Raw genomic sequence first — 13,793 nt, forward strand, 5'->3', positions numbered from 1 at the left:
TAACTGCTCCGTGGCGGGGGACACGGAGCGCACGACGGGGGCCGGGGACACGGACGGCGCGGGGCGGCGCGAGCCGGGCCGCGAACTCGTGGTCGTCGGCGTGGGCAGCTACGACCACGCCGCCGAACTGGAAGCCGTCCCGGCGGAGTTACGGGCCGCCGTCCGCCTCTTCGGCGGGCTCGGCTACCGCCTCGACGAGCGGATCGACGACCCCACCGCCGAGGAGCTGCGCGGTCGTCTCCGCGACTGGGCCTACCGGGCCGACCGATCGGCCTCCGCCGTCGTCCTCTACTGGACCGGCCACGGCGTCGAGGAGGACGACCGGCACTACCTGCTCTGCCGCGACAGCCAGGAGGGCCGGCTCCTGGGGACGGCGATCGCCGCCGAGGACGTCACCCGCTACGTCCTGGAGTCCCGCGCCCGGCGCGTGCTCCTCGTCATCGACACCTGTCACGCCGGGCAGGGCGCGGACGACGCGGCCGACGTCGCCGAGCGGCTGACCGCCGCCGTCCGCGCCGGCGCCGGCGAGAGGCGCCGCAAGCTCACCGACTTCGTGGTCGTCGCGGTCGCCCGCGCCGAGGAGTTCGCCCACACGATGGCGTTCACCACCGCCCTGGAGACGGCGCTCGACCGGCTCTCCGTCTCCCGGAAGCAGCGCCGCCTCGCCGTGGAGCAGGTCGTCGAAGCCGTCAACGACGTCTACCGCGGGGCGGGCCTCGAGCAGACCGCCAGTGTCCATGTCAGGAGCCAGGGCTTCGCCTTCTTCTCCTTCGAGAACTCCGGCTACCGCCCCGAGGCCGCCGGGGACGACGCCCAGGACCTCGCCGAACTGCGGGTGCGGCTCAGCCCCGAGGGCCGCCGCCGGCGCGCCGAGCTCGAGAACCACTTCGCCCCCCGCGGCCGGGGCTTCACCGACGCCCAGGGCGCCCGCACCGGCTCCTACTTCGTCGGCCGCACCGCCGAGCTCGACCGGCTCACCGCCTGGCTGGGCCACCGGGAGAGCGAGTGGGGTCGTGGCGTCGCCGTCACCGGCGGGCCCGGCGTCGGCAAGTCCGCCCTGCTCGGGCGACTGCTGCTCGGCGCGGGCAAGGACGTGCACACCGCGATCCACGCCCGGCACCGCTTCCTGGAGGACGTCACGGCCGGCATCGCCGACGCCGCCGGGCTCGCCGGGGAGGCCGCCACCTCGCCGCGGGCCCTCCTCGCGGCCCTCGCCGCGCGCCGCGAACCCCTCCACATCCTGGTCGACGCCCTCGACGAGGCCGGCGAGACCGGTGAGGGAGGGCAGCCGGACGGCGCGGCCGGTCCGGCGGACGCGACGGACGCCTCGGAGCCCCGCCGCATCGCCACCGAACTCCTCGTCCCCCTGGTCCGGATCCCCTGCGTCCGGCTCCTCGTCGGCACCCGGCGGCACGTCCTGGACGCCTTCGACGGCGAGTTCTCCGTCCTGGACCTGGACACCACCCTGGAGGCGGCCACCGCCGACATCGCCCGCTACGCGCGCAGCCTGCTCCTGGCCCCCGACGGCCCCGGCAGCACCAGTCCGTACGACGAGGCCGCGGCCGCGCCCGTCGCCGAGGAGATCGCCGCCCGCGCCCTCGGCGCCTTCCTCTCCGCCCGCATCGCCGCCCGGGTGCTCGCCCGCGCCCCGCGCCCCATCGACGTCACCGAGCCCGACTGGCGCCACCAGGTCCCCGAACTCGGCGAGACCCCCGGCGTCACGTTCCTGCGCGTGCTGCGCCGCCGCCTCGCCACGACCCGGCCCGGCGAGGCCGAGCGCCGCCACGCCCTGCTCGCCGCCCTCGCGGTCGCCGAGGGCCCCGGCCTCCCGCCCGACCGGGTGTGGCGGGCCCTCGCCGCGGCCTGTCTGCCGCCCGGCTCGCGTCACGAACCCTTCGACTGGGACGAACTCGCCGGGCTCCTCGCCTTCGCCGGCGAACACCTCGTCGAGGAACTGGACGCCGACGGGCGGTCCGTCTACCGCCTCTACCACCAGGCGTACGCCGACGCCCTGCGCACCACCCTCGACCCGGACGTCCGCGAGCGGGCCGCCCACGCCCTGCACGCCCTCGTCCCCGAACGGCCCGGCGGAGGCCGTGACTGGGCGGCCGCCCCGCCGTACGTCCTGCGCCATCTGATCGAGCACGCCGAGGGCACCACCCTGCTCGACACCCTCGCCGGCGACCCGGCCCTGCTGCTCGCCGCCGACCCCTCCGCGCTCCACCGCGTCCTGAACCGCGCCGACTCCGGCCCCGCCCGGGCCGCCGGCCGGGCCCTCGGCCACTGCGCCGCGCTGCTGCGTGCCACCGACGACCCCGGCACCCGCGCCGCCCAACTCCGGCTCTCCGCCTTCCAGACGGGCGCCGACACGCTCGCCCACGCCGTACGGGAGCGCTGGCCGGACCTCCCGTGGGACACCGAGTGGGCCGAGGTGACACCCGTCCCGTACCGCACCATCGGCACCTTCACGGGCCGGGTGACCGGCGCGGCCGTCGCCGGCGTGCACGGGCGCCCGGTCCTGGTCACCGCCGAGGCGGAGGGCGGCGGCGTGCGGGTGTGGGACTGGGCCGACGGCGGGCCGCTCGGCGCGCTGCCGGGGGACTTCGGCCCGGTCCGGGCGGTGCGCACCGTGCCGGGCCGCCCCTGGGCGGCGCTGTGTGCCGACGGCCGGGCCTGGCTGTGGGACCTGGAGACCCGCGACCTGATCGACGCCGCCGAGGTGCCGGGGCTCGTCGACTGCGCCCTCGCCACGCGCGGGGGCGAGCCCGTCCTCGTGACGGTGGACGACCGCGGCAACGTGACCGCGGGGGCGGCGACCCACCGCCCGAGGACTCCGTCCCCCTACCGGCCGGCCCGGATCGCCGTCGCCCCGCACGGCGAGGACGGCGGCCTGCTGGTGGCCGTCGCCTGGCGGCACCGCACGCCGGGATCGCCACGGCGGGCCCTGCTCACGCTCACCGCCCTCGCGCCCGACGGCCGCGTCCTGGACCGCCGGCGGCACAGGCTGCGCGGGCGCACGGTCTCGGCGCTCGCGTTCCGGGACGGCACCCTCGCCGTCGCCACCGAGCGGGCCTTCCAGCTGTCCTCCCGGCGGCGCAAGGTGTACGTCACCGACACCGGCGGGCCGCGCGTGGTCGAGTGGGCGGGCGGCTCGCGCGCGGCGGCCGCGCTCCACCTCGCCCCCGGCCCGCTCTGTCTCGTCGCCGGCGCGCACGAGGTGGTGGCCGTCGACGTCGAGGGCCGCGTGGTGGGACGCACCGGCACCGACGCGGCCGTGACCCGCCTGGTGACCGTCGGGGACGGGCCCGAGGTGCTCTCCTGGAGCCGTAGCGCCTTCGCCGCCAAGGCCTGGCGGCTGGAGACCGCCACCGCCGGGGCTGCGCCGGCCCACGGCATGCTGCGGACCGGCGTGAGCGACGGCCGGCCGGTCGTGGTGTCCCGCCGCGGTCCCGTCGTGCGCATGGTGGACGGCGCCACCGGCGCCCTCCTGGGTGAGGTGGCCGACCCCCGCCACGACCTGGACGCCGTGGCGAGTACCGGAGCCCCCGTCCTCCGCCGGCCCCGGCGCGGCGACCTCGTCCACTGGACGGCGGGGAGCGCGACCCCGCTGCCCGACCAGAGGCTCCGCCAGGTGAAGTGGCTGGACGTGGCGGTGCTGGACGGCTCGCCCCGGCTCGTGGTCGTCGGCAGCCCCGCGCTGGACACGGACTGGATCGCCCTGCGCACCTTCGAGGGCGAGTGGAGCGCCAGGGCGGGCATGCCGCTCGACGCGGTGACCGGGCTCCGACAGGTGGAGGCCGACGGCGGGCTCGTCGTCGCGGTGCGGGGGCGCGAGGTGGTCAGCTTCCACTCGGGCGACGACCTGAACCTGGAGATCACGGAAACGTACCACCGGCTCGTCGTGTTCGCCCTGCCCGAGGCGGCGGTCTGGCGCACCCTGACCCTGGACACCGGCCACGAGCTGTTCGACCTGGGGCTGTGGCCCGACGGGCCGGCGCTCGGCGTCTTCACGGCGCGGGGCCGGCTCGTCGTGCACACCCACCTGGACGCGTTCCTCACCGGCCGTCACGGCAGGCGGGTGCCCCTGTACCAGCCGCGCACCGTCCCCCGCCCCGACACCGCTCCCGTCACCCGGCTGCGGCTGCAGACCCGGCACGGGCGGCCGACGGTCCTGACCGCCACCGCGGACGGCATGCTGACGCTGTTCGCCGCCGACACCACCGAGGTCCTGCACCGGATCTTCCTCGGGAGCGAGGTGCTGGACCTCGACTGGCTCGACGGCGAACTGCTGTCCGTGCACACCCCGACGGGTCTGCTCTGCCTCCGGCTGAGCTGATCAGAGGTACTTCTTCAGCTCCCGGCGGGCCAGCGACCGCTGGTGCACCTCGTCCGGACCGTCCGCCAGCTTCAGGGTGCGGGCGGCCGCCCACAGTTCGGCCAGCGGGAAGTCCTGCGAGACGCCGCCGGCGCCGTGCACCTGGACGGCCTTGTCGATGATGTCGACGACCGCGCGAGGCGTCGCGATCTTGATCGCCTGGATCTCGGTGTGGGCACCGCGGTTGCCGACGGTGTCCATCAGCCAGGCCGTCTTGAGGACGAGCAGCCGCAGCTGTTCGATGGTCACCCGGGCGTCCGCGATCCAGTTCTGCACCACGCCCTGCTGGGCGAGGGCCTTGCCGAAGGCCGTACGCGAGACCGCGCGCCGGCACATCAGCTCCACGGCCCGCTCCGCCATGCCGATCAACCGCATGCAGTGGTGGATGCGGCCCGGGCCGAGGCGGGCCTGGGCGATGGCGAAGCCGCCGCCCTCCTCGCCGATCAAGTTCGCGGCCGGGACGCGGACGCCGTCGAAGACCACCTCGGCGTGACCGCCGTGGGAGTGGTCCTCGAAGCCGTACACCCGCATGGCGCGCCGTACTTCGAGCCCGGGCGTGTCGCGGGGGACCAGGATCATCGACTGCTGGCGGCGGATGTCGGACCCGTCCGGATCCGTCTTGCCCATGACGATGAAGATCTTGCAGTCGGGGTTCATCGCCCCGGAGATGTACCACTTGCGTCCGTCGATGACGTACGTGTCGCCGTCCCGCCGGATCCGGGTCTCGATGTTGGTCGCGTCCGACGAGGCCACCTCGGGCTCGGTCATGGCGAAGGCCGAGCGGATCTCGCCCGCGAGCAGCGGCTCCAGCCACTGCTTCCGCTGCGCCTCGTCGCCGAACTGGGCGAGCACCTCCATGTTCCCGGTGTCGGGCGCGGCGCAGTTGAGGGCGGTGGGCGCCAGCTCGGGGCTGCGGCCGGTGATCTCGGCGAGCGGCGCGTACTGCAGGTTGGTGAGTCCGGCGCCGTACTCCTCGTCCGGCAGGAAGAGGTTCCACAGGCCCTGGCGCCTGGCCTCGGCCTTCAGCTCCTCGACGACCGCCGGGGTGTCCCACGGGGAGGCGAGGCGGGCGCGCTGCTCGTGGGCGACGGCCTCCGCCGGGTAGACGTGCTCGTCCATGAAGGCGAGGAGTTTCGCCCGCAGTTCCTCGGTGCGGGCGTCGAACGCGAAGTCCATGGCGGTCAGCCTTCCTGGAGGGTGGTGAGACCGTGTTCGATGAAGACGGGCACGAGTTCGCCGATGCGGTCGAAGCCGGCGCCGACGGTCTGGCCGAGGGTGTAGCGGTAGTGGATGCCCTCCAGGATCACGGCGAGCTTGAACCAGGCGAAGGCCGTGTACCAGGAGAGGGCGCCCGTGTCGCGGCCGGAGCGGGCGGCGTAGCGCTCGATCAGCTCCGCGCTGCTCGGGTGTCCGGCGGCGGAGGCGGTGGTCGAGATGGGGGAGTTCGGCAGGTCGAGCGGCGTGCTGTACATGACGAGCAGGCCGAGGTCGGTGAGCGGGTCGCCGAGGGTCGACATCTCCCAGTCGAGGACGGCCTTGATGCGGTCGTCCGGGCCGATGAGGACGTTGTCGAGGCGGTAGTCGCCGTGCACGACGGTGGCGGCGGGGGAGTCCGGCAGGCCGCGGCCGAGGGCGGCGTGCAGCTCGTCGATGCCGGGCAGTTCGCGGCCCCGCGAGGCGGCGAGCTGCTTGCCCCAGCGCCGCAGCTGCCGGTCGAGGAAGCCCTCCGGCCGCCCGAAGTCGGCGAGCCCGACGGCGGCCGGGTCCACGGCGTGCAGGTCGACGAGGGTGTCGACCAGGCCGAGGACGGCCGCGCGGGTGCGCTCGGCGCCGAGCGGGGCGAGTTCGGCGGCGGAGCGGTAGGGGGTGCCCTCGACGAAGTCCATGACGTAGAAGGGCGCGCCGAGCACCGACTCGTCCTCGCACAGGGTGATGACCTCGGGCACGGGTACGGGGGTCGTGTGCAGCGCGCGGATGACCCGGTGCTCGCGCTTCATGTCGTGCGCGGTGGCGAGGACGTGGCCGAGCGGCGGGCGGCGCACCACCCAGCGGCCGGTGCCGTCGGTCACGGCGTACGTGAGGTTCGAGCGGCCGCCTTCGATCAGCCGGGCCTGCAGCGGGCCGGTGACCAGGCCGGGGCGCTCACGGTCGAGGTGGCGGCGCAGCCGCTCGGGGTCGAGACCGGGCGGCGGGGAAGCGGGCTGCGCGGGCGAACTCATGCGGGCATACCTCCGGGGTGGGCGTCGGGGCCCATCATGACCGACCAGTCGGTATGCCGTCCAGAGAGGCCGGTCCTCGCGGCCTCGGACGATCCGCCCCATGTCCGGGAAACCCGGTGCGCGCCTCTGGCGCCTCGTCTCGGTGTCTGAATAGAGTTCACATATGGATTCAGCGCTGTACATCGACCATGTCCGCCTGACCCCCGTCCTCGTCGCCGACCCGCCGCTCCTCAACACCCAGGGCGTCCACCAGCCCTTCACCCCGCGCCTCGTCGTGGAGGTGGTCACCGCCGGTGGGGTCGTCGGACTCGGCGAGACCTACGGCGACACGGCCTACCTGGAGCTGGCCCGGCCGCTGGCCGATGCCCTTCCCGGCCGCTCGGTCACGGATGTGAACGCCCTGTTCGCCCTGGCCGCCGAGGTCTGCGCCCCGGCGGGGGCGGACGACGTGGACGGGCGGGTGGACGCCGGTGGCCTGCGCGGTGTCCGGACGGCCGACAAACTGCGGCTCTCGGTCGTCTCCGCCGTCGAGACCGCCTGCCTGGACGCCCTCGGCAGGACCCTCGGCCTGCCCGTGCACGCGCTGCTCGGCGGCAGGGTCCGCGACGAGGTCGAGTACAGCGCCTACCTCTTCCACAAGTGGGGCGCCCACCCGGGCGCCGGCCCCGACGCCTGGGGCGAGGCCCTCGACCCGGCCGGCGTCGTCGAGCAGGCCCGCCGCTTCGACCGCGCCCACGGCTTCCCCTCCTTCAAGCTCAAGGGCGGGGTCTTCGCGCCCGAGCGGGAGGCCGCGGCGATCCGCGCCCTCGCGAAGGAGTTCCCCGGCCGCCCGCTGCGGCTCGACCCCAACGGCGCCTGGTCCGTGGAGACCGCCGTCGCCGTGGCCCGTGAACTCGGCGACGTCCTCGAATACCTGGAGGACCCGGTGACCGGCACCGCCGCGATGGCCGAGACGGCCGCCCGTACGGACGTGCCCCTCGCCACCAACATGTGCGTCACGACCTTCGAGGAGGTCCCCGAGGCCTTCGCGCGCGGTGCGGTACGGATCGTCCTCTGCGACCACCACTACTGGGGCGGCCTGCACCGCACCCGCGAGCTCGCCGCGCTCTGCCGCACCTACGGCGTCGGGCTCTCCATGCACTCCAACACGCACCTGGGCATCAGCCTCGCCGCGATGACCCAGGTGGCCGCCACGCTGCCCCGTCTCGACCACGCCTGCGACACCCACTACCCGTGGCTGACGGAGGACGTCGTCACCACCACGCCCCGCTTCCGGGCCGGCCGCCTCGCCGTCTCCGACGCGCCGGGCCTGGGCGTCGAGCTCGACCGCGACCGCCTCGCCGACCTGCACCGGCGCTGGCGGGACGACGACCGCGGCCTGCGCGACCGCGACGACGCGGCGGCCATGCGCGCGGCGGACCCGGGGTGGCGGCCCACGCGCTGGTAGCCGCCGCCCCGGTGGTCCCCCCACTACGCGTGGCAGGCCACCGGCACGCCCCCGTTCATCGCCGCCATGTCCCCGAAGACGGCCACCGGGTCCAGCGGGTGCCCCTCCGGCAGGCCGTCCAGCTCCGCGTACGCGCGATGCAGATTGGCGACCAGCCGCTCGCTCTCCTGCCACGCGGCGAACTCGCCGAGATCGGCGGTGCGTGCCGTCTCCAGCGGCGTCGCGCCCTTCGCGTGCCCCTCGGCCGCCAGCTCCAGCACCCAGCGCAGATAGCGCTCGGTCGTGTCGTACGCCGAGGGGTCGGTGACCCGCCCGTGCCCCGGGACCACGGTCGGCGCGTCGAGCGAGCGCAGCAGGTCGAGCGCGCGCAGCGAGCCGGCCAGCGAACCCATCGGCAGGAACGGCGTGCCGCCGTGGAAGACCAGGTCGCCGGTGAACACCACGCCCTGCTCGGGGAGATGCACGATCGAGTCGCCGGTGGTGTGCGCCGGGCCCGGATGGATCACCCGTACCTCGACCTCGCCGACGTACAGCGTCAGCCGGTCCCGGTAGGTGAGGTGCGGCGGCAGGATGTCGACCCGCCCGAAGTCGGTCTGCGGCCACAGCAGATGGAGCTGGTGCCCGGCGGCGAGCTGCTCGGCGCGGCAGTTCTCGTGCCCGACGATCCGCGCCTCCGGCCGGAACACCCCGTTGCCGTAGGTGTGGTCGCCGTGGTGGTGGGTGGAGACGATCGTGCGGGGCGCCGCGAGGCCCGCGTCGCGGACGGCGTCGCGCAGCAGCAGGGCCCGCCGCTCGGTGGCGGCGGTGTCGACGAGCAGCGTCTCGCCGGAGTCCCCGACGAAGCCGGCGTTGTTCAGGCACCAGCCGCCGTCGGGCTGGACGAAGGCGTGGACGTTCGGCGCGAGCGCGACCACGTACGGATCGGTGGCAGGCAAAGGGAATCCCCCGGATGAGAGCCCAACTGGACAGGGGAAGAGTGCCAGTCGGCCCGGGGCCCGGGGAAGCCGGGGGTACGCGGGGAACGGAGCCGGGACCGGGGGAGGTTGAGGGGGGCGAGGAGCGGGAGCGGGACCGGGGGAGGCCGGGGTCGGCGAGGAGCGGGACCGCGGCCCGGAGGAGGTCGCGGCCGGGAAGCGCGGCCGGGACCGGGGGAGACCGCGGTCGGCGAGGAGCGGGCCCGGGCCCGGGCCGTCCCGTGTCCGCCCGTGGCGCACCGGCGGTGGGCCGGGCCCCGCCGATCAGACCAGCACGGCGACCGCGAACCCCGCGAACGCCACCGTGCACACCGCCGCGAGCAGTGCGCTCCGGTGCGACAGCGGCTGCGGCCGGGCCGTGCCGAGGGCCTGGATCCGGCGGTGGGCGACGGCCAGGAAGCCCACCCATGCCAGGGCCGAGAGGCCCGCCGCGACCAGCCCGGTCGCGGTCACCCCCTCGTGGATCGCCTGCTTGGCCGCGAGCACCGCCGCCACCGTGCACGCCAGGGTCGTACGCCGCCACGCGAGCCGGGTCCGCTCGGGCTGCAGGCCCGGGTCCCGTACGGCCGAGGGGCTCATCGCCCGGCCCAGCCGAAGACCACGACCACCACCATCGCGAGCGCGACCACCGCCACCGCCAGGCTGAGCACGGTCGGGAAGCGCGAGACGGGCAGGTCCTCCCCGCGCCGCATGGCCCGCTCGCAGCGCACCCAGTGGTTCACCGCGCGCAGCGCGCACAGCACCCCGGCCGCGATCAGCGCGAGCGCGAGCCCGACCCGGACGCCCCAGCGCAGGTCCGGCAGGAACTGGTCCACGGCGAAGCCGCCGCCGATCAGCGCGAGCGCGGTCCGGATCCAGGCGAGGAAGGTCCGCTCGTTGGCCAGGGAGAAGCGGTAGTCCGGGGTCTCACCCTCCTCGCGGAGGCGCTGCGGCGCGAGCCACAGTCGCAGGCTCTGTACGAAGTCGCTCACGGACGCACCCTAACGGCCCCGCCAGGTGAGCAGCCGCTCGTAGGCGGCGCGGCCGTCCGGCACCCACTCCCACTCGGCGAGCCGCGCCGTCAGCTCCTCCTCCGGCAGGAAGGCGTGCCAGGCCACCTCCTCGACCTGCGGCCGCACCGGCAGTTCGCAGCGCACCTCGTACACCGCCGACCACCACTTGCCGGCCACGCCCCGCGAGTCGTACAGGAAGCGGAACAGCGGTACCGGCCGGGGCAGCCCCGAGACGCCCAGCTCCTCCTCGGCCTCGCGCAGGGCGGCGTCGTCGTAGGACTCGCCGGCGCCGACGACACCGCCGACGAACATGTCGTGGAGGGAGGGGTAGACCAGCTTCGTCGGGGTGCGGCGGTGCACGAAGATCCGGTCCTGCCCGTCCCGGACCAGGATGAAGGTGCAGCGATGGATCAGGCCTCGCGCGTACACCTCGCCGCGCGGGGCCTGCCCCACCACCCGGTCGTGCTCGTCGACCACGTCGAGTACTTCGTCAGAGGCGCTCATGCGCCCATGAAATCACCGAAGCGGGCCGGTCGACGCCGTGGCCGGCGACCGTCACCGGCCCATGACGTACTTCACGGTGGGGCCGGTGGTCCAGCCGCCGTCGACGGCGAGCTCGGCGCCCGTCACGTACGAGGCGGCGTCCGAGAGCAGGAAGACGACCGCGCCCGCGATCTCGGGCGCCTCGCCGACCCGGCCCATGGGGGTGTTGGGGTAGTTGCCCTCGCCCCGCTCGATGCCGACGGAGGCGGTCATCGGGGTGTACGTCATCCCCGGGTGGACCGAGTTGACGCGGATCCTCGCCGTGCCGAGCTCCACCGCGCCGATCTTCGTCAGACCGCGCACGCCCCACTTGGAGGCGCCGTAACCGGCGGTCAGGGCCAGGCCCATGAGGCCGGCCGCGGAGGAGATGTTCACGATGGAGCCGCCGCCGGCCTCCTTCATGGCGGGGATGGCGGCCTTCATGCCGATGAACACGCCGGTCAGGTTGATGTCGAGGACCCTGCGGAAGTGCTCGACGGACTCGGTCTCCAGGAACGCGCCGGCGGATATGCCGGCGTTGTTCACCAGACCGTGCAGCCCGCCGAACTCCGCGACCGCGTACGCGACGGCCGCGGCCCACTCCTCCTCGGAGGTCACGTCGTGGTGGAGGAAGCGGGCTCGCTCGCCGAGCTCGGCCGCGGTCGCCTTGCCGTCCTCGTCGAGGACGTCGGTGATGACGACGTGGGCGCCGGCGGCCACGGCCTGGCGGGCCGCCTCGGCGCCCAGGCCGCGGGCGCCGCCGGTGATGAGCACGGTCTTTCCGGTGAGGTCGTTCATGCTGGTCCCTTCGGGATCGTCTCGGGGGGTCGGACGCTCCGGGGCTGTGCGGCCCGGAGGAGTGCGGTGGTGGTCTCGACGAGATCGGCGAGGAAGAGCGACTGACTTGTCAGGGGCTCGGAGCCGTCCAGGTACTGCCGGGCCCGGTCCGCCATGGCCGCGCCCACCACGGTCAGTGCCAGGTCGAGCCGCTCCAGGCGCAGCGGCTCGGGCAGTCCGTTCGCGGCGAGGCAGGACTCGAGCCGCTCGATGAGGCGCCAGTAGCAGGTGCCGGCGAGCGTGGGGTGCGGGGTGCGGGTGCGGACCCCGCTCTCGTGGCTGAGCTGCGCGGAGATCCGCAGGCAGCGCCGGCCCCGGTCGGTGCCCAGTTCGCTCGCCTCGGCCGTGACGAGCGCGCCGATCAGGTCGTGGGTGTCGTCGGCGGCGGCGTCGAGGAGCGGGGTGAGCACCCGCTCGGTGCGCTCCTGGCGGCCGGCCATGACGGCGTCGAGCAGTCCGGCGCGGGAGCCGAAGTGGTACTGCACGGCGGAGGGGTTCCCCTGGCCGGCGAGGCTCACGATGTCGCGCAGCTGGGCGCCGTCGACGCCCTTGGCCGCGAAGACCTCCTCGGCCGCGCGGATCAGTTTCTCCCGGGTCTCGGGCCCTGACGTCCTTGCCATGCCCCCATATTAATGCTCGGCATTAGAAAACGGGAGGGCCCGGAAGGCGGCCGGACCGTTGACTGGATACATCCGTGTATCCAAGATGCGGTCCATGTCATCCCATGCGTCGTACGACGCCGACGTCATCGTCATCGGGGCCGGCCTGGCCGGTCTCGCCGCCACCGCCGAGCTGGTCGACGCCGGTCGTTCGGTGATCCTGCTCGACCAGGAGCCCGAGCAGTCCATCGGCGGTCAGGCGCACTGGTCCTTCGGCGGGCTCTTCCTCGTCGACTCGCCCGAGCAGCGCCGGATGCGCATCCGCGACAGCCACGCCCTGGCCCTCCAGGACTGGCTCGGCACCGCGGGCTTCGACCGGCCCGAGGACGCCTGGCCGCGGAAGTGGGCCGAGGCGTACGTCGACTTCGCGGCCGGCGAGAAGCGGGCCTGGCTGCACGGCCTCGGGGTGCGCTTCTTCCCGGTCGTCGGCTGGGCCGAGCGCGGCGGCTACGACGCCAACGGCCACGGCAACTCCGTCCCCCGCTTCCACATCACCTGGGGCACCGGACCCGGCCTCGTCGCCCCCTTCGAACGCAGGGTGCGCGAGGGCGTCGCCCGCGGCCTGGTCCGCTTCCGCTTCCGCCACCGCGTCACCGGACTCGCCCGCACCGCCGGCGCCGTCGACACGGTGACCGGTGAGGTCCTGGCCCCCTCCGACGTCCCGCGCGGCAGCGCCAGCAGCCGCGAGACCGTCGGCGAGTTCGCGTACCGCGCCCAGGCGGTGATCGTCACCTCCGGCGGCATCGGCGGCAATCACGAGCTCGTCCGCAAGCAGTGGCCCGAGCGCCTCGGCACCCCGCCCGCCCGGCTGCTCTCCGGCGTCCCCGCCCACGTCGACGGCCTGATGCTCGGCATCGCCGAGGACGCGGGCGCCCACCACGTCAACCGCGACCGGATGTGGCACTACACCGAGGGCATCGAGAACTGGAACCCCATCTGGGCCCGCCACGGCATCCGCATCCTCCCCGGCCCGTCCTCGCTCTGGCTGGACGCGACCGGCAGGCGGCTCCCCGTGCCGCTGTTCCCCGGCTTCGACACCCTCGGCACCCTCGAACACATCATGCGGACCGGCCACGACCACACCTGGTTCGTGCTCGACCAGAAGATCATCGGCAAGGAGTTCGCGCTCTCCGGCTCGGAGCAGAACCCCGACCTCACCGGCAAGTCGGTCCGCGACGTCCTCGGCCGCGCCCGGGCCGACGTCCCCGGCCCGGTGAAGGCCTTCATGGACAAGGGCGCCGACTTCGTCGTCGAACGCGACCTCGCCGCCCTCGTCCGCGGCATGAACCGCGTCACCGGCCAGGACCTGATCGACGAGGCCGCGCTGCGCCGCGAGATCACCGCCCGCGACCGCGAGATCGCCAACCCCTTCACCAAGGACCTCCAGGTCACGGCGATCCGGGGGGCCCGCCGCTACCTCGGCGACCGGCTGATCCGGACGGCCGCCCCGCACCGCATCCTCGACCCCAAGGCCGGCCCGCTGATCGCCGTACGCCTCAACATCCTCACCCGCAAGTCCCTCGGCGGCCTCCAGACCGACCTGTCCTCCCGCGTCCTCACCGCCTCCGGCGAACCGCTCCCCGGCGTGTACGCGGCGGGCGAGGCGGCCGGCTTCGGCGGCGGCGGCGTCCACGGCTACCGCTCCCTCGAAGGCACCTTCCTCGGCGGCTGCCTCTTCTCCGGCCGCGCGGCGGGCCGCGCGGCGGCGGAGGCGGTGGACTAGGGCGTGTCCGGAAAGTAGCGTCGTCTGCCCGGAGGGCAGGGCCCG

11 protein-coding genes are annotated in these 13,793 nt (G+C 74.7%); 3 read left to right on the top strand and 8 right to left on the bottom strand.

All coding sequences use genetic code 11. The features are described from left to right. Positions 1-10 precede the first annotated feature (10 nt). The gene (locus tag ACIGXE_RS29990; RefSeq protein ID WP_399752118.1) at positions 11-4,336 is read left to right on the top strand and encodes a caspase family protein; all 4,326 of its coding nucleotides are present in this window, start codon (positions 11-13) and stop codon (positions 4,334-4,336) included. Here the strand turns inward: ACIGXE_RS29990 and ACIGXE_RS29995 are convergent, their stop codons facing one another. Further along, positions 4,337-5,551 carry an acyl-CoA dehydrogenase family protein gene (locus tag ACIGXE_RS29995; RefSeq protein WP_399752120.1) on the bottom strand — a complete coding sequence of 405 codons (1,215 nt, stop codon included), beginning with the start codon at positions 5,549-5,551 and terminating at the stop codon, positions 4,337-4,339. Between the two features lie 5 nt (positions 5,552-5,556). Then, a complete protein-coding gene (locus ACIGXE_RS30000) occupies positions 5,557-6,594 on the bottom strand; it encodes a phosphotransferase family protein (RefSeq protein WP_399752122.1) in 1,038 nt (345 codons plus the stop codon). Between the two features lie 163 nt (positions 6,595-6,757). Between ACIGXE_RS30000 and ACIGXE_RS30005 the strand changes: the two genes are divergently transcribed. Further along, positions 6,758-8,041 carry an enolase C-terminal domain-like protein gene (locus ACIGXE_RS30005; protein WP_399752124.1) on the top strand — a complete coding sequence of 428 codons (1,284 nt, stop codon included), beginning with the start codon at positions 6,758-6,760 and terminating at the stop codon, positions 8,039-8,041. A 23-nt stretch (positions 8,042-8,064) separates the two neighbouring features. Here the strand turns inward: ACIGXE_RS30005 and ACIGXE_RS30010 are convergent, their stop codons facing one another. From ACIGXE_RS30010 to ACIGXE_RS30035, 6 genes are all read right to left on the bottom strand, one after another. Beyond that, positions 8,065-8,976: an MBL fold metallo-hydrolase gene (locus ACIGXE_RS30010; RefSeq protein ID WP_399752127.1), complete on the bottom strand. Its 912-nt coding sequence runs from the start codon at positions 8,974-8,976 to the stop codon at positions 8,065-8,067. 303 nt (positions 8,977-9,279) lie between these two features. Further along, the gene (locus ACIGXE_RS30015; RefSeq protein ID WP_399752128.1) at positions 9,280-9,594 is read right to left on the bottom strand and encodes a DUF202 domain-containing protein; all 315 of its coding nucleotides are present in this window, start codon (positions 9,592-9,594) and stop codon (positions 9,280-9,282) included. Then, a complete protein-coding gene (locus ACIGXE_RS30020; protein ID WP_399752130.1) occupies positions 9,591-9,986 on the bottom strand; it encodes a YidH family protein in 396 nt (131 codons plus the stop codon). Before ACIGXE_RS30020 ends, ACIGXE_RS30015 begins: the two co-directional genes overlap by 4 nt. Before the next feature lie 9 nt (positions 9,987-9,995). Continuing rightward, complete coding sequence (locus tag ACIGXE_RS30025) at positions 9,996-10,511, bottom strand: NUDIX hydrolase (RefSeq protein ID WP_399752132.1); 516 nt, start codon at positions 10,509-10,511, stop codon at positions 9,996-9,998. Positions 10,512-10,562: 51 nt separating this feature from the next. Next, complete coding sequence (locus ACIGXE_RS30030) at positions 10,563-11,327, bottom strand: glucose 1-dehydrogenase (RefSeq protein WP_399752134.1); 765 nt, start codon at positions 11,325-11,327, stop codon at positions 10,563-10,565. Further along, entirely contained in the window at positions 11,324-11,986 is a 663-nt protein-coding gene (locus ACIGXE_RS30035; protein ID WP_399752136.1) for a TetR/AcrR family transcriptional regulator, read from the bottom strand. Before ACIGXE_RS30035 ends, ACIGXE_RS30030 begins: the two co-directional genes overlap by 4 nt. A gap of 94 nt (positions 11,987-12,080) precedes the next feature. Here ACIGXE_RS30035 and ACIGXE_RS30040 point away from each other — a divergent pair, with 94 nt between their 5' ends. Continuing rightward, positions 12,081-13,748, top strand: coding sequence for an FAD-binding dehydrogenase (locus ACIGXE_RS30040; protein ID WP_399752138.1), 1,668 nt, complete (start codon positions 12,081-12,083; stop codon positions 13,746-13,748). Positions 13,749-13,793: the final 45 nt, after the last annotated feature.

This window comes from Streptomyces sp. NPDC053431 (genome assembly GCF_044544925.1).
GTDB lineage: Bacteria > Actinomycetota > Actinomycetes > Streptomycetales > Streptomycetaceae > Streptomyces.

Coding starts and splice junctions, on each gene's coding strand:
- ACIGXE_RS29995 (WP_399752120.1), bottom strand. CDS start 5,551: ATGGACTTCGCGTTCGACGCCCGCACCGAGGAACTGCGGGCGAAACTC.
- ACIGXE_RS30000 (WP_399752122.1), bottom strand. CDS start 6,594: ATGAGTTCGCCCGCGCAGCCCGCTTCCCCGCCGCCCGGTCTCGACCCC.
- ACIGXE_RS30005 (WP_399752124.1), top strand. CDS start 6,758: ATGGATTCAGCGCTGTACATCGACCATGTCCGCCTGACCCCCGTCCTC.
- ACIGXE_RS30015 (WP_399752128.1), bottom strand. CDS start 9,594: ATGAGCCCCTCGGCCGTACGGGACCCGGGCCTGCAGCCCGAGCGGACC.
- ACIGXE_RS30025 (WP_399752132.1), bottom strand. CDS start 10,511: ATGAGCGCCTCTGACGAAGTACTCGACGTGGTCGACGAGCACGACCGG.
- ACIGXE_RS30030 (WP_399752134.1), bottom strand. CDS start 11,327: ATGAACGACCTCACCGGAAAGACCGTGCTCATCACCGGCGGCGCCCGC.
- ACIGXE_RS30035 (WP_399752136.1), bottom strand. CDS start 11,986: ATGGCAAGGACGTCAGGGCCCGAGACCCGGGAGAAACTGATCCGCGCG.
- ACIGXE_RS30040 (WP_399752138.1), top strand. CDS start 12,081: ATGTCATCCCATGCGTCGTACGACGCCGACGTCATCGTCATCGGGGCC.